Origin of the sequence: Natronomonas salsuginis, from assembly GCF_005239135.1 — an archaeon.
Taxonomy (GTDB): domain Archaea; phylum Halobacteriota; class Halobacteria; order Halobacteriales; family Haloarculaceae; genus Natronomonas; species Natronomonas salsuginis.
Genome location: NZ_QKNX01000001.1, coordinates 325,810 through 350,256, shown reverse-complemented (window position 1 = coordinate 350,256; position 24,447 = coordinate 325,810). Strand labels below are relative to the sequence as shown.

At 63.4% G+C, this 24,447-nt stretch carries 25 protein-coding genes and 4 pseudogenes; 18 read left to right on the top strand and 11 right to left on the bottom strand.

Annotated features, from left to right (window positions below; all coding sequences use genetic code 11):
• Positions 1 to 172: 172 nt before the first annotated feature.
• Complete coding sequence (locus DM868_RS02035; protein ID WP_137275188.1) at positions 173 to 481, bottom strand: hypothetical protein; 309 nt, start codon at positions 479 to 481, stop codon at positions 173 to 175.
• A 184-nt stretch (positions 482 to 665) separates the two neighbouring features.
• Here DM868_RS02035 and DM868_RS02030 point away from each other — a divergent pair, with 184 nt between their 5' ends.
• From DM868_RS02030 to DM868_RS02010, 4 genes and pseudogenes are all read left to right on the top strand, one after another.
• Entirely contained in the window at positions 666 to 1,082 is a 417-nt protein-coding gene (locus DM868_RS02030) for a DoxX family protein (RefSeq protein WP_137275187.1), read from the top strand.
• A 661-nt stretch (positions 1,083 to 1,743) separates the two neighbouring features.
• A complete protein-coding gene (locus DM868_RS02020) occupies positions 1,744 to 2,142 on the top strand; it encodes an iron-sulfur cluster assembly scaffold protein (RefSeq protein ID WP_137275186.1) in 399 nt (132 codons plus the stop codon).
• Positions 2,143 to 2,237: 95 nt separating this feature from the next.
• Positions 2,238 to 2,852 carry a class I SAM-dependent methyltransferase gene (locus DM868_RS02015; RefSeq protein ID WP_137275695.1) on the top strand — a complete coding sequence of 205 codons (615 nt, stop codon included), beginning with the start codon at positions 2,238 to 2,240 and terminating at the stop codon, positions 2,850 to 2,852.
• Positions 2,853 to 3,140: 288 nt separating this feature from the next.
• Positions 3,141 to 3,859 (top strand): annotated as a pseudogene (locus DM868_RS02010) (peptide-methionine (S)-S-oxide reductase).
• A 381-nt stretch (positions 3,860 to 4,240) separates the two neighbouring features.
• Here the strand turns inward: DM868_RS02010 and DM868_RS02005 are convergent.
• Complete coding sequence (locus DM868_RS02005) at positions 4,241 to 4,582, bottom strand: DUF7382 domain-containing protein (RefSeq protein WP_137275185.1); 342 nt, start codon at positions 4,580 to 4,582, stop codon at positions 4,241 to 4,243.
• 70 nt (positions 4,583 to 4,652) lie between these two features.
• Positions 4,653 to 5,045: an LWR-salt protein gene (gene lwrS, locus DM868_RS02000; RefSeq protein WP_137275184.1), complete on the bottom strand. Its 393-nt coding sequence runs from the start codon at positions 5,043 to 5,045 to the stop codon at positions 4,653 to 4,655.
• Positions 5,046 to 5,106: 61 nt separating this feature from the next.
• Between lwrS and DM868_RS15400 the strand changes: the two are divergent.
• The 4 genes and pseudogenes from DM868_RS15400 to DM868_RS01985 form a co-directional block, all read left to right on the top strand.
• Positions 5,107 to 5,175 (top strand): annotated as a pseudogene (locus tag DM868_RS15400) (camphor resistance protein CrcB); the annotation flags it as partial.
• 19 nt (positions 5,176 to 5,194) lie between these two features.
• Positions 5,195 to 5,272, top strand: a pseudogene (locus tag DM868_RS15730) (transposase); the annotation flags it as partial.
• A 179-nt stretch (positions 5,273 to 5,451) separates the two neighbouring features.
• Positions 5,452 to 6,747, top strand: a pseudogene (locus tag DM868_RS01990) (cation:proton antiporter domain-containing protein); the annotation flags it as partial.
• Between the two features lie 567 nt (positions 6,748 to 7,314).
• Positions 7,315 to 7,998: a triose-phosphate isomerase gene (locus DM868_RS01985; RefSeq protein ID WP_137275183.1), complete on the top strand. Its 684-nt coding sequence runs from the start codon at positions 7,315 to 7,317 to the stop codon at positions 7,996 to 7,998.
• A gap of 92 nt (positions 7,999 to 8,090) precedes the next feature.
• On the opposite strand, the gene DM868_RS01980 is transcribed toward DM868_RS01985, so the two are convergent.
• The gene (locus DM868_RS01980) at positions 8,091 to 9,149 is read right to left on the bottom strand and encodes a DNA-methyltransferase (protein WP_137275182.1); all 1,059 of its coding nucleotides are present in this window, start codon (positions 9,147 to 9,149) and stop codon (positions 8,091 to 8,093) included.
• A 47-nt stretch (positions 9,150 to 9,196) separates the two neighbouring features.
• Entirely contained in the window at positions 9,197 to 10,129 is a 933-nt protein-coding gene (gene rnz, locus DM868_RS01975) for a ribonuclease Z (protein ID WP_137275181.1), read from the bottom strand.
• A 112-nt stretch (positions 10,130 to 10,241) separates the two neighbouring features.
• Here rnz and DM868_RS01970 point away from each other — a divergent pair, with 112 nt between their 5' ends.
• From DM868_RS01970 to larC, 8 genes are all read left to right on the top strand, one after another.
• Positions 10,242 to 11,564, top strand: a complete 1,323-nt coding sequence (locus DM868_RS01970; protein ID WP_137275180.1) for an ATP-binding protein — start codon at positions 10,242 to 10,244, stop codon at positions 11,562 to 11,564.
• On the top strand, positions 11,564 to 12,388 hold the full coding sequence (locus DM868_RS01965) for an MBL fold metallo-hydrolase (protein ID WP_137275179.1): 825 nt from the start codon (positions 11,564 to 11,566) through the stop codon (positions 12,386 to 12,388). The genes DM868_RS01970 and DM868_RS01965 overlap by 1 nt, the downstream gene beginning before the upstream one ends.
• Before the next feature lie 64 nt (positions 12,389 to 12,452).
• The gene (locus tag DM868_RS01960; protein WP_137275178.1) at positions 12,453 to 13,373 is read left to right on the top strand and encodes an ABC transporter ATP-binding protein; all 921 of its coding nucleotides are present in this window, start codon (positions 12,453 to 12,455) and stop codon (positions 13,371 to 13,373) included.
• Positions 13,370 to 14,155: an ABC transporter permease gene (locus tag DM868_RS01955; protein WP_137275177.1), complete on the top strand. Its 786-nt coding sequence runs from the start codon at positions 13,370 to 13,372 to the stop codon at positions 14,153 to 14,155. Before DM868_RS01960 ends, DM868_RS01955 begins: the two co-directional genes overlap by 4 nt.
• Before the next feature lie 64 nt (positions 14,156 to 14,219).
• Positions 14,220 to 14,822 carry a DUF420 domain-containing protein gene (locus DM868_RS01950; protein WP_137275176.1) on the top strand — a complete coding sequence of 201 codons (603 nt, stop codon included), beginning with the start codon at positions 14,220 to 14,222 and terminating at the stop codon, positions 14,820 to 14,822.
• A 1-nt stretch (position 14,823) separates the two neighbouring features.
• A complete protein-coding gene (locus DM868_RS01945) occupies positions 14,824 to 15,528 on the top strand; it encodes a 5-formyltetrahydrofolate cyclo-ligase (protein WP_137275175.1) in 705 nt (234 codons plus the stop codon).
• 88 nt (positions 15,529 to 15,616) lie between these two features.
• The gene (locus tag DM868_RS14990; protein WP_170964406.1) at positions 15,617 to 15,760 is read left to right on the top strand and encodes a hypothetical protein; all 144 of its coding nucleotides are present in this window, start codon (positions 15,617 to 15,619) and stop codon (positions 15,758 to 15,760) included.
• 85 nt (positions 15,761 to 15,845) lie between these two features.
• Complete coding sequence (gene larC / locus DM868_RS01940) at positions 15,846 to 17,189, top strand: nickel pincer cofactor biosynthesis protein LarC (RefSeq protein ID WP_137275174.1); 1,344 nt, start codon at positions 15,846 to 15,848, stop codon at positions 17,187 to 17,189.
• Positions 17,190 to 17,204: 15 nt separating this feature from the next.
• On the opposite strand, the gene DM868_RS01935 is transcribed toward larC, so the two are convergent.
• Both DM868_RS01935 and DM868_RS01930 read right to left on the bottom strand, forming a co-directional pair.
• Positions 17,205 to 17,435 (bottom strand): DUF7533 family protein, encoded by a 231-nt coding sequence (locus tag DM868_RS01935; RefSeq protein ID WP_137275173.1) that lies wholly within the window; start codon positions 17,433 to 17,435, stop codon positions 17,205 to 17,207.
• Between the two features lie 15 nt (positions 17,436 to 17,450).
• Positions 17,451 to 17,696 (bottom strand): DUF7533 family protein, encoded by a 246-nt coding sequence (locus DM868_RS01930; protein ID WP_137275172.1) that lies wholly within the window; start codon positions 17,694 to 17,696, stop codon positions 17,451 to 17,453.
• Between the two features lie 119 nt (positions 17,697 to 17,815).
• Between DM868_RS01930 and DM868_RS01925 the strand changes: the two genes are divergently transcribed.
• Complete coding sequence (locus tag DM868_RS01925) at positions 17,816 to 18,076, top strand: HalOD1 output domain-containing protein (protein ID WP_137275171.1); 261 nt, start codon at positions 17,816 to 17,818, stop codon at positions 18,074 to 18,076.
• A gap of 76 nt (positions 18,077 to 18,152) precedes the next feature.
• Positions 18,153 to 18,743 carry a riboflavin synthase gene (locus tag DM868_RS01920; RefSeq protein ID WP_137275170.1) on the top strand — a complete coding sequence of 197 codons (591 nt, stop codon included), beginning with the start codon at positions 18,153 to 18,155 and terminating at the stop codon, positions 18,741 to 18,743.
• A gap of 13 nt (positions 18,744 to 18,756) precedes the next feature.
• On the opposite strand, the gene DM868_RS01915 is transcribed toward DM868_RS01920, so the two are convergent.
• From DM868_RS01915 to DM868_RS01900, 4 genes are read right to left on the bottom strand one after another with little or no spacing between them, the layout of a single operon-like run.
• Positions 18,757 to 19,701: an isocitrate lyase/PEP mutase family protein gene (locus tag DM868_RS01915; RefSeq protein WP_137275169.1), complete on the bottom strand. Its 945-nt coding sequence runs from the start codon at positions 19,699 to 19,701 to the stop codon at positions 18,757 to 18,759.
• Between the two features lie 52 nt (positions 19,702 to 19,753).
• Positions 19,754 to 20,404 carry an isochorismatase family protein gene (locus tag DM868_RS01910; protein ID WP_137275168.1) on the bottom strand — a complete coding sequence of 217 codons (651 nt, stop codon included), beginning with the start codon at positions 20,402 to 20,404 and terminating at the stop codon, positions 19,754 to 19,756.
• Between the two features lie 10 nt (positions 20,405 to 20,414).
• Positions 20,415 to 22,265 (bottom strand): hydantoinase B/oxoprolinase family protein, encoded by a 1,851-nt coding sequence (locus DM868_RS01905; RefSeq protein ID WP_137275167.1) that lies wholly within the window; start codon positions 22,263 to 22,265, stop codon positions 20,415 to 20,417.
• Positions 22,262 to 24,325: a hydantoinase/oxoprolinase family protein gene (locus tag DM868_RS01900; protein WP_137275166.1), complete on the bottom strand. Its 2,064-nt coding sequence runs from the start codon at positions 24,323 to 24,325 to the stop codon at positions 22,262 to 22,264. Before DM868_RS01900 ends, DM868_RS01905 begins: the two co-directional genes overlap by 4 nt.
• Positions 24,326 to 24,447 lie beyond the last annotated feature (122 nt).

The window sequence follows — 24,447 nt, the reverse complement described above, 5'->3', positions numbered from 1 at the left end:
CCGCCATCACCAGCCATATCGGCGATGTTTGCTAAATCGCTACAACGACTCTATAGGAGAACAAGCTATTATTATCCTGTCGGAGTCAAGCCTGTGAAAAATTGCGTATCAAGATGTCGTATATTAGTACGAAGGTATGCCCGACAGTATCAACGCCTCGAAGCTCCGTGAGTCAATCCGGCGGGTCTTCGGAAGAAAGCTTGGTAGCGAGCGTCTTCGCGGTTTCGACACGCTCAGTCGCCGCTTGATCCCCCGTCTCTTTGACGTTTTCCAGTAGCGAGACGATGTGTGTCGCGCGGTTCCGGATCAGTTCCCGATCAGTCGGTGCATCGATAAGATCGGCCGCGATCGCTTCCGCTTCGCCGATATATCTGCTGGGAGTTTGTTCGACGGGTCGCTCCGCTGTTGCGGCTAATTCCTCGTGTAGTTCGAAAATAATCTCTGAGTGATCTGCTTCGTCGCCAGTAGGGTTCTCATCCATATATGCTGTACGAAACGGAAGTGCAAAAGCCGAGTGGCAGACGGGTAATTCGATTTTTATAAGCTGAACAGGCGAAATACCACGCCGTTCACGGCGTGGATACGCTCCGTCACTCTGTGGAACAAACTACCACTACAACTCGTGGGTAAGATCTCTTGTCCCCGCAAGCTAAGAGATAGACAGTATGGACGCCAGTTATTTTCTCGCTCGCCTGAAACGACCGTTGCTCTACGTGATGGCCTTGAGTTATATCATCGCCGGAATCACCCATTTCATCATCCCGGAAGCGTTCGCACAGATCGTCCCCCCAATGCTTCCCTATCCGCTTGTGCTTGCGTATCTCTCGGGCGTCGCCGAGATTGCTCTTGGCGTCGGATTGTTGTCCTCACGGACGCGAAAACTCGCTGCTTGGGGTGTTATCGCCCTCCTGATTGTCATCTTCCCGGCGAACATCTATATGGCCGTCAGTGACGTGACGGTGACGGGTGTGTTTGGTTGGACGCTTAACCCGTCTCCGACCGCCCAATGGAGTCGGCTTCCGCTGCAAGGCGTCCTCATCCTGTGGGCGTGGTGGTACACGCGCTCGATGCCTGGGAAGTAATTGAACTACTGCCTGCTGCACTCCTTGTTCGCTGGCGTTGACTGCGGTACTGTTTAACAAGGAGACGTATCGGCTGCAATCTGCCACTGATCTGCGTCTACGGATTTATATCAGCGTAGAGTCTCCTCTATGGCCCCATTGTGTGGTGTCGGATCTGTCCGAAATGTCTCAGCGAACGTTGAGTAATCGACAACGAACTGTCCTTTGTACATTTCGAGTGTCTCACGCAACTCACGCATTTCAGCTGAGAAGGTTGACACAGCACGGATCATCTGATCTGTGTCATTAGTGCACTCTCGGTAAGAACGAACTCACCGCAGGTGATCAATACGCTGTTTGATCGCGTTCATAATTGTCGAGTAGACTTCGAGCGGATGCACAGACGCAAGTTCAACCTCAATAATGTCCGCTCCTGATGGCGGTTCATGAAAGCGTAATCGGGTTCTGTGGGCGTTTGGGTGCCGATCCCGTTGACACTCCCAGGTGTCGTTATCCGCTCGTGTTTCGACAGAATGAATCGAAAAACCGTCCGTCGCAAACCACCGAATATCGAGGCGTGCAGCAGTCACTGAGTCTGGATACTGGTCAGCATCAGGATGTATTCCAGCGTCATACTGGTAATGTCCAGACCCTTCTTCATCATTCAAGCCCAGTACTATGTATGGACAAGACGCTGATTAGGGAGTTGCTCGCTGACCACTCACGAAATCCCCGGAACTACGGGACGCTTACGGATCCAGATATCGAGAATGAAACGAGCAACCCTCAGTGTGTCGGCCCGACACATCCCGATGGTGATGAAATAGCAATAACGGTGAACCTGTCCGACGAGACACCACCGGTCGTCGAAACGGTCCAGTTCACTGGTCGAGGCTGTACACTCTCACAGGCAACGGCCTCACTGCTCTCCGAGCAAATGATCGGGGCACCGGTCACCGAGATCGTTGAATGGGATAGTGAAACGCTTGAAGACGTAGTCGGGATGGATCTGACACCGTCACGGCTCCGGTGTGCCGAACTGGCGCTTGTCGCGTTCCGAAACGCCGCCGAGGACTGCTAGCCGATCACCAGCGGCTGTCCTCCAGTTCCGGAAATGTGACGACCTGTTCAGCAGACAGTGTGTACTTAACTCTCAAAGCCCTGACTGGGAGTACTGTGCCGAGAGTTCTATCAGATGTCGATCGGCAGAAGATCGATACCAGTGACGACACGCATTTTTACGAGTCACCTCGATTCGTCACTCACGCAGACGATGCATTCACGACTCGGCTAACGACAGTATACGAATCGGAGATGACGCCGGGAGATCGTGTCTTTGATGCGATGAGTAGCTGGGTGTCGTTTCTCCCGGACATCTCACCGGGGTACGTTGTTGCCCACGGCCTCAACGAAGCTGAACTCGAAGCAAACGACTGTCTAGACGAATATTTCCTGCAGGATTTCAATAGCAACCAGACGCTCCCACTCGAAGAAGATTCGTTCGATGTCGTCTGTTGTGCCTTGTCAGTACAGTATCTGCAGTACCCCGGTGACGTGTTCAGCGAATTCGGCCGCGCCCTCACGGCTGACGGCGCTGCGATCGTGAGTTTCACCAACCGAATGTTTCCGACAAAAGCGATTCGGGCTTGGCGAACCCGATCGATGGACGAACGAGCGGCGCTCGTCGAAGAGTACTTTAAGGCTGGGGGATTCGGAGCGACGGAGCGAATCATCGACCAACCGGGGACGGACCCATTTTATGCGGTCATCGGTCGACAGCCGCCGGAATGAGCGAACAGTCCAGTTGCCCGATCCGCTTAGCCTGCGACAGCAATTTGCACGAACGGTCCCAATCCACTACTGTGCTAGGACTCAGATATTTCGTCTGCGAAGGGTGTGAGACGGTGTACGCAGATGTCGAGAAGCCACCACGGTGCAGCAACTGTGATGCCGATCCGATCGTCGAAGTAAAGCCTGAGATCCAAGCCGTTACCTACTTCAGCGGATGGTGAAACTCGTGTTGCCGATCTTCGGTGGGCCCTGAAGGACGGTGACCAGAGTATTGATTTCTTGTCGGTGATGTCTTTTGTCGCGAACGCGTACCAATATACGATGCAGCGGCGTGTACGGCAGCTGCTCCGCACGTTTCACCGGAGGTTCAGACCCATGACACCAACACCAACCGCGATACGCGAGTACGACACGCAGGCACCAGCCAGTGAGCTGACCGAGACAGCAACGTTTGGGGTAGGGTGTTTCTGGGGACCGGATGCGAAGTTCGGCGCACTGGACAGCGTTGTCCGAACACGAGTCGGATGCGCGGGGGCACGAAAACCGACCCGACGTACCATTCGCCTGGCAACCACACTGAAGTGTTTCAACTCGATTTCGACACCGATGTCATCAGCTATTCCGACCCCGTTGATCACGTCTTCCGGAGCCACGACCCTCGCTCGCAGACGCGGAAGACGCAGTATCAAAATATCGCACTCACAGAGATGGCTGCTCAACAGAACGCGCTTGAAGCGTTCCTACAGACACGGGGGCTTTCGACGGACGCAATCGACGCTCGGATCGAACAGCTCTCGCAGTTCTACCCCGCCGAAGACTATCATCAAAAGTACACGCTCCGCTCGAAACGCGTTTTCATGGACGCGTTCGAAGAGCTAGGATACGATGCTACACAACTTCGTGAGTCTCCCGCAGCGGCCAAACTGAACGGATACGCGTCAGGACACGACTCGGCTGTAATTGGCGAGTTAGAGAAGAATAGCGCTGCTGAACGTGATAGTTTCTGACGGCGGCTAACGCAACGCGTTCAGTTGAGACAGATAAACAGCGGTTGTCACCGGAATAACGATTCGGTAGAGTCGTTTGGAATAGTCACAAAGAGACAGTTCAGCTTCTTTCACCACCAGATGTAGAGGACAACACCGAGTCACTCCCCCACGACTCACCGACCCAGATCGACTCGAGCCCCCGCCCTTCTGCGAGAGCGCCGTAGTTCAGTATTTCCTCTCGGCTCAGATCTCCGAACGTGATGCCATTTGCGAGCATATATTGACCACACACGGGTATCGCGGTCCGTTTTTATATTGGTACCGCACCCCGGCGGCCGGCGAGCGGTTCGGGATCTGCCACACGGTCTCCACGCTCGATACGGACTACATCGTCCGTCGTCAATCGCTCACCACGAGCAGCGCCGTGTTCCCCCGTTCGTCGGCGTACTCGCTTCCGGCCGGCGGCTTGACTTCGAACTCGACCGTCCCGTCACCCTGATTCGGGCGGAGTTCGGGCGACAACTCCAGCTCCGCGACGCCGTTTTGGTCGGTCGTCGCCGCCTCGACGCCGTCGAGGCGTGCCGAGCCACCGCGGGCGATGACCGTCGCGCCCGAGATTCCCGAGATCATGTTCATCATCACCGAGAGGCTCGCGACGCCGACGACCAACGCGATGACGAGTCTGACCGGCATCCCTTCGATCCCTCGCGTATCCGAGTTGAACCGCTGTATCCGTCGCATGAGCCATCCGGTCCCGTCTCGATATATAAACCATCGCCCCTGCAGGAGAGTCGTACCCGAACCGCTGTCGTCACACGACGTGGATCGAACTCCCGAGGTACTTCTTCATCGCCCCCTCGACCGTATCCGCCCTGAACGCATCGAGGTTGGCACCGATCGCATCTCGGAACGCGTCGAGATACGCCCGATCCGTCCGGAGTTCGCTGAACGAAATCGACGTCACTGGTACACCGAGGGCATCTTCGGCGATCTCGCGTAGGTACGGTTCGTCCCCCACGTCGCCGCGCCAGAGATGATCGCGGAAGAAGAGCCAGCCGGCTTCCCCCGGAGGGTCCGCCGCCCAGTACAGCGTCGTCTGGAACTCCGCGGGATCGACCGACACCTCCGGTATCAAGGGTTCGACTCGGAACCTGATCTTGAATACGTAACGAGCAGTCCCCGTCGGCGAATCACTGGTGTCCATACCCGTACTTTCGGCTGCGTCTCGAAAAAGGCGGCTCCGGTGAACCATCGCTGATCGATCGCTGTCGGTCGGCTTCTGCGGCGCGTTCACGACGTTCTCGTCGTTCGCCGTCGAGACGGTTCGACTCGCTCGGAGACGCCGCCTCAAAAATCTGGAACGTCGCACGCTGGACAGCCGACCGCATCCGGGACGCAACCGGCGAAATCCCAGATGAAGGAACACTCAAACGGTCCCGACCGATGCCCACCCTGTCAACACTTCCACCGAGTCCACGGACGACAGAGTAATTCCCCAGCTATCTTATACCGTACCGCCAATTGAGGAGTCGCACGGGGAATCAAGTGTGGCAGGAGATCTACTGATCCCGCTTGTTGCAGGTATCATCGGGCTTGGCATCCTTGCCTAGGTGCTTGCTGTTCGCCTCCGGATTCCGAGTATCATCTTCTTCGTGCTTGTCGGGTTGATTATCGTTCGGCTGGGCCCCGGGATCGTCACGAACGCGAGTTTCGGTGACGCCCTCCCAGCAGTCGTTGGCCTCGCAGTAGCGATTATCGTGTTTGAGGGAGCCTTCCACTTGGAGTTTGAGCGGATTCAAAAAACCCCACGTGCGGCCGTCCAGCTCGTTACCATTGGTTCTATCGCATTGGTTGGAACTGCGGTAGCTGTTCGCCTCTTGGAAGGAGTGCCGTGGGGGCTCTCGTACGTGATCGGCGCGCTATTAGTCGCGACGGGGCCGACAGTTATCACCCCCACCCTTGATGTCGTCCTGGTTAGAGATCGGGTATCTGCCGTCTTGGAGACCGAGGGAATCGTCAACGACGTAACGGCAGCGATCACGGCGGTCGTGCTCTTTGAGACGGTGAGTCCAACGGTGTCCTCCGAGGGACTGATTCAGGGGTTTGCTCTCCGTCTCGGCGAAGGACTGCTCGTCGGACTCCTCGTCGCGGCACTCCTCTACTACCTGCTTCGGTGCGTTGATCACTCACCCGGCGCAGCACCCCGGAATGCGCGCTTGCTCGTACTCGCTGGAGCGTTGGCTGCGTATGCAGGCGCGAATCAACTGGCAAGCGAGGCCGGGGTCGCGGCGGCCGCCACTGCTGGGTTAGCTCTAGGGAATTTGGACATTCCCTACAAAGTGGAGATCACCGATTTCAAGGGCGACATCACGCTCCTCGTCTTGGCGTTTGTGTTTATGGCACTCGCCGCCCAACTGCCACCAGAGGCGATATTTGACGTCGGGGTCGCTGGACTCGGTGTGGTCGTCGTGGTCACAGTAGTAATCCGCCCACTATTAGTGTTCATCTCGACTGTCGGCGACCGGTTCACCATTCCGGAGCGATTATTTATTAGCGCGATCGGCCCACGAGGGATCATTCCAGCGTCAGTCGCGACGCTCTTCGCCACCGAACTCAGAACGGCTGCTACGGAACTCAATAACCCAACACTAGCGCAGCAAGCGGACTTGTTACTCGGAACGGTGTTTCTGGTCATCTTTGTTACAGCCCTCGTTCAGGGAGGGCTGGCACGCTACATCGCACAATACCTCAATGTGATACCCATGAGAGTCATCATAGTCGGAGCCGGACAGGTGGGTCGCGCGCTCGCTGAACGCCTCGAAGACCGAGGCGAAAACGTCGTCATCATTGAGCGGGATGAGGCGACTATCGAATCGTTACGAAATGCCGGCTTTAGTGCCCTCATCGCCCCGGTTTCGCTCCATCACTTGATAGAACTCGGTTGCGACGTACTGAGAGGGGAACACGATACGCTCGCCCTGAAGGATCTCTTCGTGAAGCTCAACTGCCCACGGCTCGGCCTCGTTGGCCATGTAGGCCAGTAGTTAGGTATCCAGAATGTCCAGCGTGGCCTCCATCAAAAATCGGGCTACCGGGGAATAGCGGATTCGTACCGTTCGTCGTCACCTGACGAAACGTCACCAACGTCTCGGCGAGTTACGACTGCGTCCGGAGAATCTACTTCCCTATCGAGAAAGCGATGACTGACGCGTCGATTCCGGTCACACAATCCGCAGTAGAAGAGTTTACAGAACGATATATCCGATCGATCGGTCACTGCGTCTATTTTTTACACCAATGATGGAACTTGTCATACTATTACCCCACTCGATACGGCGGCTCTCCGAGAGCTAGTGCTAACACATCGTGCGTTAGTGACCTCCGACTGACATCGTGAGATTCCACTTCGTACCGCTGTGAGAATCGAGAAAGTGGCGACTGAACTAACACCCCACGGCTCCCCGACTTACTCGATGCCACTCGACTATACACACTTCCTCATCAACTTCAAGCGCTACGAGGGGACGGCTGGCGACGCCGGCCTCGACCTCGCGCAGACGATCGAGGCGGTCGGCTCGCGGACCGACGCCACCTTCGCCGTCGCGCCGCAGACGCCCGACGTTCGCCTGCTCGCCGAAGAGACCTCGCTCCCGATCGTCGCGCAGGCGATCGACGCCGTGGAGCCGGGGCGCGGAAACGGGGAGATATCGATACAGGCGGTCGCCGCGGCGGGAGCCGACGGCGTGCTTATTAATCACCCCGAGAGCCCGGATACGCTCACGGACGTCGAGGCGTTCGTCGCGGAGTGTGCGTCCTTCGGCCTCGAATCGATCGTCTGCGTCGACAGCGTCGAGGCGGGGCGGGCGGCGCTGGCGTTCGATCCGGACTGTCTGCTGTTCGAGACGCCCGCGGACATCGCGACGGGCCGCGCGATGACGCGGAGTCACCCCGGGCGAGTCGAGGCGTTCGTGGCGATGGTCGACTTGGAGAACCCCCGGACGCGCGTGCTTCTCGGCGGCGGAATCACCGACGCGGCGGACGTCGCGGACGCGCTCGATAGCGGTGCGGACGCGGCCGGGGCGGCGTCGGCGTTTATGAATGCCGACGACAGGGATGCGTGGCTCTCGGCGGTCGCGGACGCCCTAACGAGCGGCTGAGGGTCGTCGACCGGCCGGTCGGGTGTTTATATACACCTCGTTGGGAGTTTATATAATATATAAATAGTCCCACCGCCGTCACCACGGCACGGCTACGCCGTATACGGCTCGTGCGCCACGTCGTAGCCGTTCTCGACCGCCTCGACCGACCCGATAGTATATAAACGGATCCGCCGCTCCTGCTTCGTCGTGACGGGGACGTCGTAATGCTCGGCGTCGTACGCGAACGTCTCGCCCTCGGCGCGCCGTTCCTCGACGAACCGCTCGTGGCGGCCGAGGCGGGCTTCGGCGGCACGCCGCGAGATCGTTTTTATATCCGCCACGGCCTCCTCGAAGACATTTATAAACCCTTCGTCGAGTTCGTAGCCGACGGAGTTCCGGGCGGCGGCCATCGCGGCGATCGACGTCGTTCCCGTCCCCCAGAACGGATCGAGCACGGTGTCGCCGTAGACGCTGTACATGTGTATCAGGCGCGACGGGATCTCGAAGGGGTAGGCTGCAGAGCGCTCCCGGAGGTCACCGTCGGCTCCCTCGTCTGTCTCGATCGTCTGCACCGTCCCGCGGACGTCCATCCACAGGTCCGAGAACCACTCGTTTCGCTCCTCCCAGAAGTACGCCGACTCGTAGCGCCGCTCGGCTCCCGGCTCGAAGGATCGCCGCTCGGTGCCGTTTCTGAACACGAGGAGGTACTCGTGTTCGAGCGTCGCGTAGGCGTTCGGCGGGAGCATCCCCGATCCCATGAACTTCGCCGCGGAGTTGGCCGGTTTTCGCCAGAGGATGTCGGGCAGCGGCTCGAAGCCCAGCGCGTCGAAGGCTTCGACGATCCGGGCGTGGTTCTGATACACCCGGAAGCTATCCCCGACGGTCCGCGTCGCGTCGCCGACGTTGACGCAGGCGACCCCGCCGTCGACCAGCACGCGGGCGAGTTCGTCCCACACGTCGCCGAGCGCTTCGTGCATCAGCTCGAACGCCCGCCGCCCGTCGCCGTCGTCGAGGGCGTTCCCGACGGCCGGATCGAGCGACCGAAACAGGTCGTCCCACATCTCGATCATCGGATACGGCGGCGAGGTGACCACGAGCTCGACGCTGTCCTCGGAAAGTGCCGTCATCTCCCGGGAATCGCCGACGAAGGCGCGGTGGGACGTCTCCATACCCGAGGCTGTCGGCGGAGCCCCCTATACCCTTCCTTCGACGGCCGTCAGTCGGCGTCCGGGTACGGGATCTCGACGACGTCGCCATCTTCGGGGACGAACGCCTCCTCGCCCGAGAACGCCTCGCGCGCGTTCCGCTCGATCGGGTCGGCGTTGCCGGCGTATCGAGAGGAGATATGGACCAGCGCGAGCCGTTTCGCGTCGGCGCGGTTCGCGATGTTCGCCGCCCGCTCGGCCGTCGAGTGGCCGGTCCGGCGGGCGCGCGTCTCGTGGTCGGCCGCGAAGGTCGCGTCGTGGATCAACAGGTCCGCATCGCGGGCGACTTCGACGGTCCGCTCGGTTGGGCGCGTGTCGCCGGTATAGACCACGCTCCGGCCGGGACGCGGCGGCCCGACGACCTGCTCGGGCTCGACGACCGTCCCGTCGTCGAGTTCGACCGCCTCGCCGGCGTGCAGTTGCTGGAACATCGGGCCGACGGGAACGCCGAGCTCCTCGGCGCGCTCGCGATCGAATCGGCCCTTGCGATCGTCCTCTCTGAGCGCGTAGCCGACCGACGGGGTGTCGTGGTCCGTGCGGAAGGCGGTGATCTCGTAGCCGTCGCCGTCGAGGACGGTGTCGCCGTCGTCGACGCCGTCGATTCGGAGCGGAAACGAGGGGCGGCCGGCCGCGGCGTCGATGAACGCTTCGAGCCGGCTCCGCGCCGCCGTGGGGACGTGTATCGACAGCGCGGCCTCGCGCTCGTTGAAGTCCATCGTCTGGAGCAGTCCCGGAATCCCGAGGGTGTGATCGCCGTGGATGTGCGTGACGAAGATGTGCGAGACGGTGAACCCGGTTCCGAAGCGCATCATCTGGCGTTGGGTCCCCTCCCCGCAGTCGAAGAGCAGCCGATCGCCCTCCCGGCGCAGAAAGATCGAACTCGTGTTTCGGCGGGTCGTCGGCACGGCGCCGCCGGTCCCCAGAAAGGTCACGCGAAGCGACATACACCAACGAACGGCGGCACTGATAAACCGACTTCGGTGTCACGCCACGCGTCGACACCCGATGTCGGTTTTTCGACGGGCTTATACCCCCTCCACGGCAAGACTACTGGGAATGAGTAGCCCCGAACTCGATGTCGTTGAGTTCCTGTTGACTGCGGCTATCTACACCGAAAACCGCGATCTCGACGAACGCGATCTTCCCCCCCGATACCGGCAGGTCTTCTGGAAGGACGGGACGGTCGAACGACCGTTGACGACGACGACCAACACCATCGCCGCGGCGACCGGCGTCGAACGACCGTGGGACGCGATCTCCGGACTGATGTTCACCGACCGCGACGACTTCTCCGGGAAGATCGAGTTCACCGACCGCGAGATGGCCGAATCGTGGTTCCTCGATCGGACGTCCGCCGACGCGCTCGGGGAGAACCCGACGCTCGCGTACGCCTTCGGCGACCGGTTCGACAGCGAGGTCGACTACGAGGCCGCCCGCGAGACGAACCGCCCGATCCACGCCGACCGCGTCTGGATCGACTCGCTGTTGGAGGAGATGTTCGACGAGGACGAAGAGGAGATGCTGGACCTCGTCGAGATCCGCGCGCCCGAAGAGATCGAGATGACGCTCGACGATCTCGTGTTGACCGCCGATCAGGAGAACGAGATCCACAAGATCGTCAAGGCGATCGAACACCGCGACTACCTCGCGGAGATCGGCCTCCGAGAGATCGGTAAACTCCTGTTCGTCGGCCCGCCGGGCACCGGCAAGACCTCGGTCGCCCGCGCGCTCGCACAGGACCTCGATCTCCCGTTCGTCGAGGTCAAACTCTCGATGATCACGAGCCAGTATCTCGGCGAGACGGCGAAGAACGTCGACAAGACGTTCGAGATCGCCAAGCGACTCTCGCCGTGCATCCTCTTCATGGACGAGTTCGACTTCGTCGCGAAGACGCGCGCGTCCGACGAGCACGCGGCGATCAAGCGCGCCGTCAACACCCTGCTGAAGAGCATCGACGAGATCTCGCTGATCCAAGACGACGTGTTGCTCATCGGCGCGACGAACCACCCCGACCAGCTCGACGCGGCCGCCTGGCGACGCTTCGACGAGATCGTCAACTTCCCGAAGCCCGATGCGGGAATGCGATCGGACATCCTGCAGATCGTCACCCGCCGGATGGACGTCGAGGACTTCGACCCCGATGCGCTCGCCGACGAGACGGAGGGGCTGACCGGCAGCGACCTCCGACTCGTGCTTCGTGAGGCCGTCCTCGACGCGCTGACCGAGGAGCGAATCACCCTGACGCAGGCCGATCTGATGGAGGCGATCGCCGGCTTCGAGGAGCGCGATAATCTGAAGAACATGGATATGATCGAGGGTGACGCCGACGTGCTCATCGCCGGCGGGTCGGACGGTCACGACCACGATCACGATCACTGATGGAAGTCACGCTGCTCGGCACCGGGGACACGACCGGGACGCCCACGCCGAGATGCGACTGCGACACCTGCGAACGTGCCCGCGACCTGGGGGTCGAGCGGACCCGCTTTTCGGTGCACGTGCACAACGAGCGAACGGGGGAATCGCTGCTCGTCGACGCGAGTCCCGATTTCCGCTATCAGTTTCTCACGCAGGACGTGTCGCTGCCGGATTCGATCATCGTCAGCCACGTCCACTTCGACCACCTCGACGGGCTCGGCAACGCCTACCGACTGCTGGACGACGTGCCGGTCTTCGCGGCGAACGAGACGGATCCCCAGACGGGACAGAGTGTCGCGGAGACGGTCGACGAAAAGTACCACTACCTCGATACGATAACGGTCCGCCCCAAGACGCCGTTCGAGCCCTTCGAGACATGCGGCTTCGAGGTGACGCTCGTCCCCGTCGAGCACCCGCCGTTGGTCTGTTACGGGCTGGCCATCGAGGATCCCGAAACCGGCGGGACGCTCTCGATCTCCGGTGACACGAACTACGGGATATCCGATGCGTCCCGCGACGCGCTCGACGATCCCGACCTCTGTTTCGTCGACGGGATCGTGCCGGCGAAACACACCGAATATCACCCGCTCGGTGGCGACCATTCCGACGAGAACGGCGTCTACCGGACGTTCGGGACCAAGCACATGACGATCGAGGGCGCGCGGGCGATGGCCGACGATCTCGACGCCGACGAGTACCGCCTCGTCCACCTCTCACACTACATTCCGACCGAGGAGGCCTTCGACGACGACATGGCGGTCGACGGCGAGCGGTACCGGTTGTGAACTCTGACACCACCCGGACGACGCGAACGGCAGCCTTTAGGTCGGAGACACCCGCGGTTTTCGTATGATTATCGATGCGGTGGACGTTCGCCGTCGGTACGGCGAGACGGTCGCCCTCGACGGCGTGTCCTTCTCCGTGGACGAAGGCGAGATCTTCGCGCTCATCGGCCCCAACGGCGCTGGGAAGACGACGCTCGTTCGCGCGCTGTCGGGGACGACCGACGCCGAGGGGACGGTCTCGGTCTTCGGTGGGTCGCCCGCCGAGGTCGCGCGCGATCGGATCGGCCTCCTCCCACAGGAGTTCACGCCGGCCGACCGGCTCACGGCCGGAGAGCTCGTTGCGTACTACGCGGGGCTGTACGACGAGTCACGGGATCCCGAATCGGTACTCGCCGACGTCGGACTCACCGACAGCGCCGACACGTTCTACGAGAACCTCTCGGGGGGACAAAAGCGCCGCGTCTGCGTGGGGACGGCGCTGGTCAACGACCCCGAACTGCTCATGCTCGACGAGCCGACGACCGGGATCGATCCGACCGGCCGTCGCGACCTCTGGGAGCTGATCGAGGGGCTCGCCAACGGCGGGACGACTGTCGTGTTGACGACCCACTACATGGAGGAAGCCGAGGAACTGGCCGACCGCGTCGGGCTGTTGGCCGACGGCGAACTCGTCGCGCTCGGCTCACCATCGGAACTCATCGATCGATACGGCGGTGAGAGCCGCCTCGTCATCGAGGCCGAAGACGACGAGGCCGCCGTCGACGCGCTGACTGACGCCGGCTACGAACTCATCTCCGAGGACCGCCGCGTCGCGGTCCCCGCTGAGGCGACGGAGATCCCGTCAGTCGTCGAGGCGCTCGCCGAATCGGGCGTCGTCTACGAGGGGTTGGCCTGGCGACAGCCGACCCTGGAGGACGTCTACATCGCGCTGACCGGGACGGACGCGGGTTCCGCCGACGCGATAGCCTCGGGGGGAGTGGCGTGAGTCGGCTCGGCCGGATCGCCGCCGAGACCCGAGCGTCGTGGTACGCCTTCGTGCGGCGGCGGACGGCGGTGTTTTTCACCTTCTTCTTCCCGATTATCCTGATCCTCATCTTCGGCGCACTGATCCGAACCGATCCGACGGGCGGCGGCCTGTTCGCCGAGCCGGCGGGCTACTACGTCGCCGGCTACCTCGCGGTCGTCGTGCTGTTCACCCCGCTGTCGCGCGTCGGCAGCGAGGTCGCCCGCCACCGGGAAGGGAACCGCTTCGAGAAGCTGGCGACGACGCCGCTATCGCGCCCCGAGTGGCTCGTCGCGCAGACGCTCGTCAACGTCGCCGTCATCGGCCTCGCCTCGCTCGTCATCCTCGCGATGGTGTTACTCGTCACGGACGCGAGCTTCGTCGCCTCGCCGCTCGTCGTTCCTTACGTCGCGCTGGGCGTCGCGCTCTTCTGTGGGTTTGGCGCGGTGCTCGGAAGCGTCGCCGGCTCACAGGACGGCGTCATCGCGGCCTCAAACGGCGTCGCGATCCCGCTGTTGTTCCTCTCGGAGACGTTCGTCCCGCCGGCGCTGCTCCCCGAGTGGTTCGTGCCGTTCATGCAGCTGTCGCCGTTGACGTACTTCGCGCGCGGGCTTCGGTCCGCGACCTACGGAGCGCCGGCCGATGTGGGAGCGAGCGGGGCGGGACTCGTCGGGACCGATCCGCTCCTCAACCTCCTCGTACTCGCGGGGCTGGCGGTCGGCTTCTTCGCCGTCGGCGCGTACGCGCTCCCGCGGACGGACTGACACGAAACCGGACAGCGAGACGGGAAAGCGAAGCGACCTTTGTTCGGGGTGCCGAAGGGGAGGTATGTCAACCGTACGCCGCCCGCAGTTCGCTCGGGAGCACCCACGCGCGTTCGCGGCCCTCCTGACGGTCGTCGGGTACGTCGTCGTGATCGGGACGCTCTATGGGGATCTCGGGATCTACCCCGAGATTTCCGAATCGACGGTCGATCTGCTCGCACACGCGATCTCGGTCGTCAACGCGGCGACGATCGTCTGTCTCGTTCTCGGGATCCGTTGGATCAAACGCGGCGAGATCGAGAAACACCGCGCGGCGATGCTCGCGGCGTTCGGGCTCATCCTCCTGTTCTTGGTGATGTACCTGCTGAAGACCGGCGGCGGCGGTCGAAAGGAGATCATCGCGGGCGCGCCACTCCGGAGCCTCTATCTCGGTAGCCTCGGTATCCACATCTTCCTCTCGGTACTGGCCGTGCCGTTCGTCCTCTACGCGATCACGCTCGGGCTGACGCACACGCCGGCCGAACTCCGTCAGACCGCCCACGCGACGGTCGGGCGAGTGGCGGTGACAGCGTGGCTCGTGAGCCTCGTGTTGGGACTGCTCGCCTACGGCATGCTAACGTTCTACTACGGTCCCGAACAGATCGAGTTCGTCCGCGGAATAGCGTAGGATGGTCGACAAGGACGCGATCAGAACGCGGCTCTGGGACCGCCTCGAACGCGACGGAATCGCGCGCTTTCCCTTCCCGCCGCACGGCCGCATCAGCAACTTCGACGGCGCGCGGGCGGCGGCCGAGCGAGCGATGGCGCTCCCGGAACTCGCGAGCGCCGCCGCGGTCAAGGCCAACCCCGATGCCCCGCAGTTGCCGCTCCGTCGTCGGCTGTTGAAGAACAGGACGACGGTGTACATGGCCGTCCCGCGGCTTGCCGATGCGGCGTGTTTCGTCGAACTCGATCCCGCCGAGCTATCCGACCTCGACGCCGCACCGACCGTCTCGCATATGGACGACCACGGGACGCGACTCGGGCCGGACGCCCTCCCGAAACTCGACGCGATCGTTGTCGGTAGCGTCGCCGTGGACGCCTCGGGAGCGCGGATCGGAAAGGGCGAGGGCTACAGCGATCTCGAGTACGCGATTCTCCGGGAGTTCGGTCTCGTCGACGGCGACACGACGACGGTGACGACCGTCCACGACACGCAGGTCGTCGAGGAGACGCTCACGACCGACGCGCACGACGTGCCGATCGACGTCGTCTGTACGCCGACCCGAACGATCCGGACCGACGCCGGACCGAAGCCGGCAGGGATCGACTGGTCGGCGCTCGACGAGGCGCGCCGCGAGGAGATCCCGATCCTCGATCGGCTCGCTCCGTGAGGGTTCGGGAGCCGGTCCAGCAGTTTTTGCCGTATTCTTTATCAACAATCATTACATTTAAGACCATGACGGTTGTTGATTGACGTAGATGTCCCGAGACGAGATCGAACCGATGGTCCCGATCATGCCGACAGACGACAGCCCTGCGACGACCGTTCGCGCCGACGGCGGCCAGAAACAGCGCTACGATGTCGGTGAAGTAGCGGCACCGCTCGTCCCGGATCTCCGCTGAGGAACCGGCTTCTCGCGTTCCCCCGATCGGCAGCGACAGCACCGCGACCGGTCCCTTTTTCGCCGCCGCGACCGGATCGATCGACATGCACACGCTCGCGTTCGACGGCCGGACCGGGGCCAGCGGCGACATGATCCTCGCCGCGCTCCTCGCGGTCGGTGCGAACCCCGACGCGCTCTCACCCGTCGAGGCCGCCCTCCCCGTCGAGTACCGGATCGGCGAGACGACGAAGAACGGGATCGCCGCCACGACCGTCGACGTGCTCGTCGAGGAGACGAACGGCAACGAAACCGCCGCAGACGACGGTCACGAACACGAACACGACCACAGTCACGAACATGGCCATCACGACCACACGCACGATAGCGAGGAACACGCACATCACCACGGGCACGATCACAGCCACGAACACGAGCACACACACGCGGAGGGGGCAGGTCCGAACCGAACGTACGCCGAGTGCCGAGAGATCGTCGCCGAGATGGACCTTCCCGAACCGGCCGAAGCGGACGCGTTGGCGATCTTCGAACGCCTCGGCGAAGCCGAATCGCGCGTCCACGGTACCGACCTCGACGCGACGCACTTCCACGAGGTCGGCGCGGACGACGCGATCGCCGACATCGTCGGTGCCGCGCTCCTCGTCGACGACCTCGGCGTCGGGCGCGTCGTGACGACGCCCGTCTCGGCCGGCGGCGGCGAGGCGTCGATGAGTCACGGGACCTACCCGGTGCCGACGCCCGCGGTCACCTACATCGCCGAGGCGGCCGCTTGGACGCTGCGCGGGGGACCGATCGAGACGGAGCTGTTGACGCCGACCGGGGCAGCGATCCTCGCGCACTTCGCCGACGGCGTCGAGTCGCTGCCGCCGCTGTCGATCGATCGGGTCGGCTACGGCGCGGGCGATAAGTCATTCTCCGACCACCCGAACGTCTTGCGCGCGACGGTCGGCGAATCGTCGGGGGGGCTCGTCCGCGACGAGATCCGGGTGCTCGAAACGAACGTGGACGACGCGACGCCCGAAGTCCTCGGCGGCCTCCACGAGCGACTCGCCGACGCCGGCGCGCGCGACGTGAGCGTCGTCCCGACGACGATGAAAAAGTCCCGGCCTGGGCACCAGATCCGGGTGATCGTCAAGCCGAGCGACGTCGCGGAAGTGGCCCGGTCGCTCGCCGCCGAAACCGGAACCCTCGGAATCAGAGAGACGTCGGCCACGCACCGCTGGATCGCCGAGCGTTCGATCGAATCCGTCTCGATCGACGTCGGAGGCGACAGCTACGAGGTATCAGTCAAAGTCGCCAGCGACGACGCCGGGAAGACCTACGACGTGAGCGCGGAGTACGACGACTGTGCGGCGGTAGCCGCCGAATCCGGCGCGCCAATCCGCGAGGTGATCAGGTGCGCCGAGTCGACGTACCGGGAGTCGAACTGAGCGTCACGGTCCCGATCACTCGCCGCCGCGCACGTTCTTCACCCGCCGCAGGCCACCGAGCGTCCGGCTCGTCAGTCGGATGTATATATACTCGCTGACGAGAACGAGGCCGAGCGAGGCGAGGATGAAGAACGCGCCGAGCGCGGGTCGCCCCTCGAGGACGTTGAACACCCCCACCATGCCGATCGGTCCGGCGACGACGAGCGTCGCGGCAAGTTGGAGGGTTCGGACGATACCGAGGGCCATACCGCCAGTTTTCCCTCAGTCCTTATAGGTCTCTTCGTCACGGGCGTCGGAGTCCTCAGTGACGATGTCGGCGACGGTGTCGGCCACGATCCCGTTTACACTCGGTTTGAGGTATCCGCCAACGACGAGCGCGAGCGCGACGAACAGAAAGCCCGCGCCCGCGACGAGCCGCCCCTCGACGAGGAACTCGACGCCGAGGAGACCGATCGGGGCGGCGAGGACGACCGTCCCGAAGAGCGTGATCGTATCCAGCAGCTTCATTTATATACGAGAGGGCGGTCGCGAACAAAAATCCGCCGTTCGATCCGGGAGCGACGATGGCCGTTTCGAGCGGTGAGTTCGATCGTGGGCATATATATGCGGGGATCGATCTGGTGGGTATGGTTGGGGGAGAACTACAGGTATCGGAAGGCGTCGTGCGGGCGGTCGCGAGGAGAACGCACCGAGACGAGACGGAACTTCCGCCGCTGTACGATCAGATCGATCCTGGCGCGCTCGACTCACTTATAAACGGGATGACGGACGGCGAGGTGTCGTTCGCGTACGCTGGCTGTGATATCACGGTCGGTAGCGACGGATCGGTTCACGTCGGGGATCGCCGAACCGTCGGACCCGGCAGCGTCCCCGCGAGCGGCGACTGAACGAAGCGAAGCCGACACACCGCCGCCGGTCGCCGATGACGATAGCCTTTCGGCATCGACGACCCAAGCCGACGGTATGTTCACCGGAATCGTCGAGTCGACGGGCGAAATTGTCTCGATAGAGGACACCGACGAGGGACGGCGGCTTCGCGTCACCGCGCCGTTCTGTGACGAACTCGAGTACGGACAAAGCGTCGCGATAAGCGGTGCCTGCCTCACCGTCGAGGAGTTCGACGACGACACGTTCGAGCTGTATCTCTCGGCGGAGACGCTCGAGCGAACGTACCTCGACGCCGTCGCGGTCGGCGACCGGGTCAACCTCGAGCGCGCGCTTCCCGCAGACGGGCGCTTCGACGGCCACTTCGTGCAGGGACACGTCGACGGCGTCGGCGACGTCACCCACATCGAGCAGGTCGGCGGCGACTGGACGTTCGGCTTCTCCCTGCCGGACGAGTTACGGCGGTACGTCGTCGAGAAGGGCTCGATCGCTATCGACGGCATCTCGCTGACTGTCGCGGCGCTCGACGAGGAGGAGTTCACTGTCGCGATCATCCCGGCGACCTACGAGCTGACGACGCTCTCGGAGAAGTCGATCGGCGATCCCGTCCACCTCGAGGTCGACGTGGTCGCGAAGTACGTCGAGAGCCTGACCGAGGGCTATCAGTAGCGAAAGGGTGCGACTAGCCGTCGAGCTCGTCGCCGATCGAACCCTCGTACTTCTCGCGGTCGGATTCGGGGAGATAGGCGCTCTCCCACTCGAGGACCTCCGGAAACCCCGAGAACTCGTGGAGACTGCCGACTGGTGTCCCTGAGAACGCCTCGTCGACGCGCCGCATCGACTCGACGGGGTCGTCGGCGAACACCGACAGGTCGGCGTGGACGTTCGCGATCGTCGATAGCGTCGAGACGATCGGGAACAGCACGATGTCGAAGCCCCACGACTCGAGGTCGTCGAGATCGACGTACGGCGAGGTCCCGAGGTCGCCGACGAAGTTGTACACGAGAGGGCCCTCGACCGCTCGGCCGACGCGTTCGAGTTCTGCCTCGTCCGTCGGCCCCTCGACGAAGGCGACATCCGCCCCCGCGTCGAGAAAGGCGTTGACCCGCTCGATACCCTCGTCGAGGGAGCCGCCGCCCGTCCCGCGAGCGTCGGTCCGCGCGATGATGACGAACCCCTCGTCACGCTCGTCGCGGACGTCGGCCGCAGCCGCGATCTTGCCGACGGCCTCCTCTCTCGGGATCACCTGTCGGCCCTTCGTGTGCCCGCAGCGCTTCGGGAACGTCTGATCCTCGATGTGGATCCCGCCGACGCCGGCTTTGATGTACTCTCGGACTGTCCGAATCACGTTCGTCGCGTTACCGTAGCCGTTGTCCGCGTCGGCGATGAGCGGCACATCGATCCGCTCTTGGATGTTTCCGGCGTTCTCGATCATCTCGGGCATCGTGATGAAACCGCCGTCGGGGTAACCGATCTTCGACAGCGAGGTCCCGTAGCCGGTCATGTAGATGACGTCGAAGCCGACGTGGTCGGCCACCGCGGCTGTCAGGGGGTCGTGGACGCCCGGACAGACCAGCAGTTCGTCGCGCGCGAGCCGGTCTCTGAGCGTGTCGCCGTACGTCGTCATAGCGTCGATTCCCCCTCGTTCGTCAAACCGATATCGATCGAACCGTCGGCAGTCACGATCCCTCACCGTCCTCGAGGTGGTCGATCACGTCCGCCGACGCGACCACGTCGCCGTACTTCGCGTCGATGTCGAAGAGGTTCGCCCGGTGAGGCTCGTCGGCCCGGTCGCCGACGGCGTCAGCGGGGACGATCGTCCGATAGCCGTGTTGCAGGCTGTCGACGGCCGTCGCCCGAACGCAGCCGCTCGTCGTCACGCCGGTAACGACGAGCGTGTCGACGCCGTCGGTGGTCAGTTCGGTGCTCAGATCGGTGCCGAAGAAGGCGCTGGCGTACTTTTTTAGGATCACCCGTTCGTCGCCGATCGGCTCGACTCGGTCGTCGACCTCGACGGCCTCGGTGCCGAGCCGGAGTTCGCGGAGCGCCGGGACCTTCTCGACGAAGCGACCGGCGTCGCCGTACGAGTCCTCGAAGGCGATCGTGGTGAAGTACCGGGGCAGGTCGTGTGCGCGGAACGCGTCGAGGAGTACGGCGACCCGATCGAGCATGCCTCCGAGCTCGGAGCCGAGATTGGTGTCCGGGTCCGTGAAGGCGTTTATCAGGTCGACGACGACGAGCGCCGGTCTGTCGCCCACTCCGACGCGCTCGCCGAACGCGCCGACCCCGTACCGCTCCCGCACTTCGGCCGTCGTTTCCGGATCGGTCATCGCTTCGCCATCACCGGTCTCCGTCCTCGAACTCGCGGCGTTCGGCGGCGATCTCGGCTTCGAGGTCTTCCTCGTCCGGGAGCGGGCCGTAGTCGAACTCCGGCGGGTCATCGCGGTCGGCGCGGATCGCCTCGCGGCGCGCCTCGGTCGCGTCCGCATCGACCGCGCCGTCGGACAGGACGACGCCGTACGCCGATTCGGCGGCCGATTCGGAGACGAGCCCTCGCCGGACTTCGGTCGCCACGACGTCGGGGTCGCGGTCGAGCGGATCGCCCAGGCCACCGCCACCGGCGGTGCTGAAGACGAGTTTGTCGCCAGCCGCGACCGGGACGTTCTCGACTTTCGACGGCAATGTCTCCTCGGAGCCGTCGGCGCGGACGAGGCGCTTTTGGCTCCGCTCGGCGTGTGTACCGCCGTCGACGCCCCACGGATAGGTGTGTGCGCGGTCGTCCTGGAAGGTGATCGCGCCCGGCTCCTCGAAGGTGTACACCTTCGTGATGCCGTGGCCGCCGCGGAACTCGCCGGGGCCGCCTGTGTCGGCTCGAGTGCTGTACTCGTCGATCGTCAGCGGGTAGTACGCCTCCTGGTACTCCGCGGGCACCGTCCGGAACAGCGGCCACCACGAGTGGCCGTCGAGGCCGTCGCCGCCCGGGCGGGCCGGGATCCCGCCGTAGAGGATCTCGAGCATCTGGAAGTCGTTGCCCTCCGAGTCCGTACCGGCGTAGACGAGGTTTGGCGAGGTGCCGTAGCTGCCGGCCACGGAGAAGCCGTCGATGAGCTTCGAGAACGTCGCCTGCAGCACGTCGAACTGCCGGGCCATCATCGGCAGGCGGTTGCCGAGCGCCGCCGGGAACTCCGGTTGGACGACCGACCCCTCGGGCAGCGTCACCTCGAAGAGGTCGTAGTAGCCGTCGTTGAACGTGAGCAGCGGGTCGAACGCCATGATGAGAAAGACCCCGGTGAACATCTTGAACATCTTCTCGTTCAACAGGAAGTTCACCGTCCCCGGGACCTGCTCGTCCGTGCCGGTCCAATCGAGGTGGACGGTGTCGCCCTCCCGGTAGATCTCGAGGTGGAGTTTGATCGGCCCGTTGCCCATCCCGTCGTCGTCGACGTAGTCCTCGAACGTGTAGCGTTCGCCCTCCGGGACGAACTCGCGGATGAGATCGATCATGCCGTCACGGGTCCGATCGAGGATGGCGTCGCACCCTTCGACGTACGTCTCCTTGCCGAACCGATCGCAGAGCCCGTGAACGCGCGTTTCGGCGGCCTTCGTCCCCGCCGCGAGCGCCTTGATATCGGCCTCGGCGTGCTCGGGTAGGCGGGTGTTGTGCGCGAACGTCTCCAGCAGTTCGGAGTCAAACTCCCCCTGTTTGTACAGCTTGACGGGCGGGAGCCGCATTCCCTCCTCGAAGATCGTCCGCGCCTGGACGGGCATGCTGCCCGGCGTCTTCCCGCCGACGTCCATCAGGTTCCCCCACTGGCTCGAGTAACCGACGAGGTCGCCGTCGTAGAAGATCGGCCGGAGCAACAGCATGTCCGGCGTGTGTGACACCGCGCCGGCGCACATGTACGGATCGTTGGTCGCGATCACGTCGCCGTCCTCTAAGTCGTCGACCTCGAACGGCGAGTTCTCGATGATCGTGTCGATGGCCGAGCCGAACTGCCCCATCACCATCCGACCCTTCCGGTCGGCGATGAGCGGGAACTGGTCGGACTGCTCGCGGATGACGGGGCTGATCGCCGTCGTCTCGACGACCCGGTCCATCTCCTCTCTGGTGTTCGCGAGCGTGCTCTCGATGATGTCGAGTGTCGTCTGATCGATGTCGTGGTCGCCGACGAAGTCGGGCGTGGTGCTCATTGGGACTCACCTCTGTTGATCTCGATGTTCGCGTAGCGATCGATCGTCGCGACGTGATCGGGCTGGACGACGACCGTCGAGTCGTCGTCGACGACGATGGCCGGGCCCGACAGCTCGTTTCCGGGCAGCAGATCGGTTCGGTCGTACACCGGCGTCTCTCGATACTCACCGTCGAAGTAGATCGACTCGGTGCCGACCTCGGCGGCGCTGGGATCGGCGTCGGCGAGCTCGTGTTCGTCGATCGCGACGCCCTCGACGGTCCCCTTGCCGATCACTCTGAGATTGGCGATTTCGAGCGGCGCGTCGAGCGCGAACCCGAACTGGCGCTCGTGACGCGTCTCGAAGTCGTCTTTGATCTCCGCGAGGCCGGTGTCGCTCCGCAGGTTGTCGACGTCGACGGGGATCGACATCCGGATGTCCTGACGGAAGTACCGACACTCCGCGTAGTACTCGAAGGCGTGGTCGGCCTCGTCGACGCCCTCCGAATCGAGCCACTCCGTTGCCTCCTCGCGGAGCGTACGGAGTTCGTCGTGGACGTCCTCGCCGTCGACGTCGAGATCCGTCTCGAGGTAGGTCTCGGCGAACTCGTTTTGGATGTCGGAGGTGAGAAAGCCGAACGCCGACATGACGCCGGGGCCCGGCGGAATGATGAGCGGATACGCGCCCATCACGTCCGCGAGGGCGTTGGCGTGCATCGGGCCCGCGCCCCCGAAGGCCACGAGTCCGAAGTCGCGGGGATCGTAGCCGCGCTCGACGGAGACGACTCGGAGCGCGCCGTGCATGTTCTCGTTGACGATGTCGAGGATCGCCTGGGCGGCCTCCTCGACCGAGGTCCCGCGCTCCTCGGCGATCGTCGCGATGGCCTCGTGGGCAGCGTCCCGATCGAGGTCCATCCGCCCGCCGAGTTGGACCGTCGAGGGGATGCGACCCAGGACGACGTTCGCGTCGGTGACGGTGGGCTCCTCGCCGCCCTGGCCGTAGCAGGCCGGACCGGGGTCCGCGCCCGCCGACTCGGGGCCGACCTGCAGCGAGCCGCTCAGCTGGACGCGAGCGATCGATCCGCCGCCCGCGCCGACGGTGTTCACGTCGACGGAGCGGGATTTGAACTCCCGATAGCCGACCTTGGTCTGTCGGCTCGTCTCGGGGGTGCCGTCCTCGACGAGCGAGACGTCCGTCGAGGTGCCGCCCATGTCCAGCGTCAGCACGTCCGGGACGCCCTTCGTGCCGGCGATCGTCGCGGCGCCGACGACGCCACCACTCGGTCCCGACAGCGCGAGTTCGACGGGGTGGTTCTTCGCCGCGCGCGAGCTCATCAGCCCGCCGTCCGAGCGGACGACGTTCATCTTCGCTGACGACCCCGCGGCCTCCAGCGAGTCGTCGAGGTCGTCCAGATACCGGATCACCTGCGGGCGGGCGTAGTCGTTGATCACCGTCGTGAGCGTCCGTTCGTACTCGCCGTACTCGGGGACGATCTCCGAGGAGATCGACACCGGTAGATCGGGCGCTTCCTCCGCGACGATCTCGCGGATCCGCTCCTCGTGGACAGGGTTGAGATAGGCGTTGAGCAACGCGACGGTCAGCGACTCGACGCCCGAATCCGCGAGTTCGTTGACGGCCTCTCGGACCTCGGTCTCGTCGAGCGATTCGGATACCGCCCCATCGGGGGAGCTGATCGAGCCCGAGACGCCGCGAGTGTCGACCAGGTCCGCCAGCGGGTCCGGCTTCTCCATGGCCATCCAGCCGTACAGCGGTCCGGGCGTCCACGCGCGGGCCAAGTGGAGGATGTCCTCGTGGCCCGCCGAGGTGATGAGCCCGACGCGGGAACCGGTCTCCTCGAGTAGCATGTTCGTCACGACGGTCGTGCCGTGAAAGAGGAGATCGAGCTCCGAGACGGTGGTGCCGGCCTTTTCCGTGGCGGATTCGATGCCCGTGAGTACGCCCTGCGAGGGGTTTTCAGGCGTCGAGAGGACCTTCTCGATGGTGAGGTCGTGGGTGGTCTCGTCGAAGACGATCACGTCGGTGAAGGTCCCACCGACGTCCACGCCGAGGTTGTGTGTCATGTGATATCGTACGCTTTGAAAGACTCGCGAGCGGGGGGTAAGCGTTCTCCCAACACCTGTTGGCTCTTTTTATGGTGTATGCGGTGGGGGCTTCCAGAGACCGAGAGTCGATCGATACGCCG

Excerpts from the sequence above, each read along its gene's own strand:
- DM868_RS02035 (WP_137275188.1), bottom strand. The coding sequence starts at position 481 with ATGGATGAGAACCCTACTGGCGACGAAGCAGATCACTCAGAGATTATT.
- DM868_RS02030 (WP_137275187.1), top strand. The coding sequence starts at position 666 with ATGGACGCCAGTTATTTTCTCGCTCGCCTGAAACGACCGTTGCTCTAC.
- DM868_RS02020 (WP_137275186.1), top strand. The coding sequence starts at position 1,744 with ATGGACAAGACGCTGATTAGGGAGTTGCTCGCTGACCACTCACGAAAT.
- DM868_RS02005 (WP_137275185.1), bottom strand. The coding sequence starts at position 4,582 with ATGCGACGGATACAGCGGTTCAACTCGGATACGCGAGGGATCGAAGGG.
- lwrS (WP_137275184.1), bottom strand. The coding sequence starts at position 5,045 with ATGGACACCAGTGATTCGCCGACGGGGACTGCTCGTTACGTATTCAAG.
- DM868_RS01985 (WP_137275183.1), top strand. The coding sequence starts at position 7,315 with ATGCCACTCGACTATACACACTTCCTCATCAACTTCAAGCGCTACGAG.
- DM868_RS01980 (WP_137275182.1), bottom strand. The coding sequence starts at position 9,149 with ATGGAGACGTCCCACCGCGCCTTCGTCGGCGATTCCCGGGAGATGACG.
- rnz (WP_137275181.1), bottom strand. The coding sequence starts at position 10,129 with ATGTCGCTTCGCGTGACCTTTCTGGGGACCGGCGGCGCCGTGCCGACG.
- DM868_RS01970 (WP_137275180.1), top strand. The coding sequence starts at position 10,242 with ATGAGTAGCCCCGAACTCGATGTCGTTGAGTTCCTGTTGACTGCGGCT.
- DM868_RS01965 (WP_137275179.1), top strand. The coding sequence starts at position 11,564 with ATGGAAGTCACGCTGCTCGGCACCGGGGACACGACCGGGACGCCCACG.
- DM868_RS01960 (WP_137275178.1), top strand. The coding sequence starts at position 12,453 with ATGATTATCGATGCGGTGGACGTTCGCCGTCGGTACGGCGAGACGGTC.
- DM868_RS01950 (WP_137275176.1), top strand. The coding sequence starts at position 14,220 with ATGTCAACCGTACGCCGCCCGCAGTTCGCTCGGGAGCACCCACGCGCG.
- DM868_RS01945 (WP_137275175.1), top strand. The coding sequence starts at position 14,824 with ATGGTCGACAAGGACGCGATCAGAACGCGGCTCTGGGACCGCCTCGAA.
- DM868_RS14990 (WP_170964406.1), top strand. The coding sequence starts at position 15,617 with ATGTCCCGAGACGAGATCGAACCGATGGTCCCGATCATGCCGACAGAC.
- larC (WP_137275174.1), top strand. The coding sequence starts at position 15,846 with ATGCACACGCTCGCGTTCGACGGCCGGACCGGGGCCAGCGGCGACATG.
- DM868_RS01935 (WP_137275173.1), bottom strand. The coding sequence starts at position 17,435 with ATGGCCCTCGGTATCGTCCGAACCCTCCAACTTGCCGCGACGCTCGTC.
- DM868_RS01930 (WP_137275172.1), bottom strand. The coding sequence starts at position 17,696 with ATGAAGCTGCTGGATACGATCACGCTCTTCGGGACGGTCGTCCTCGCC.
- DM868_RS01925 (WP_137275171.1), top strand. The coding sequence starts at position 17,816 with ATGGTTGGGGGAGAACTACAGGTATCGGAAGGCGTCGTGCGGGCGGTC.
- DM868_RS01920 (WP_137275170.1), top strand. The coding sequence starts at position 18,153 with ATGTTCACCGGAATCGTCGAGTCGACGGGCGAAATTGTCTCGATAGAG.
- DM868_RS01915 (WP_137275169.1), bottom strand. The coding sequence starts at position 19,701 with ATGACGACGTACGGCGACACGCTCAGAGACCGGCTCGCGCGCGACGAA.
- DM868_RS01910 (WP_137275168.1), bottom strand. The coding sequence starts at position 20,404 with ATGACCGATCCGGAAACGACGGCCGAAGTGCGGGAGCGGTACGGGGTC.
- DM868_RS01905 (WP_137275167.1), bottom strand. The coding sequence starts at position 22,265 with ATGAGCACCACGCCCGACTTCGTCGGCGACCACGACATCGATCAGACG.
- DM868_RS01900 (WP_137275166.1), bottom strand. The coding sequence starts at position 24,325 with ATGACACACAACCTCGGCGTGGACGTCGGTGGGACCTTCACCGACGTG.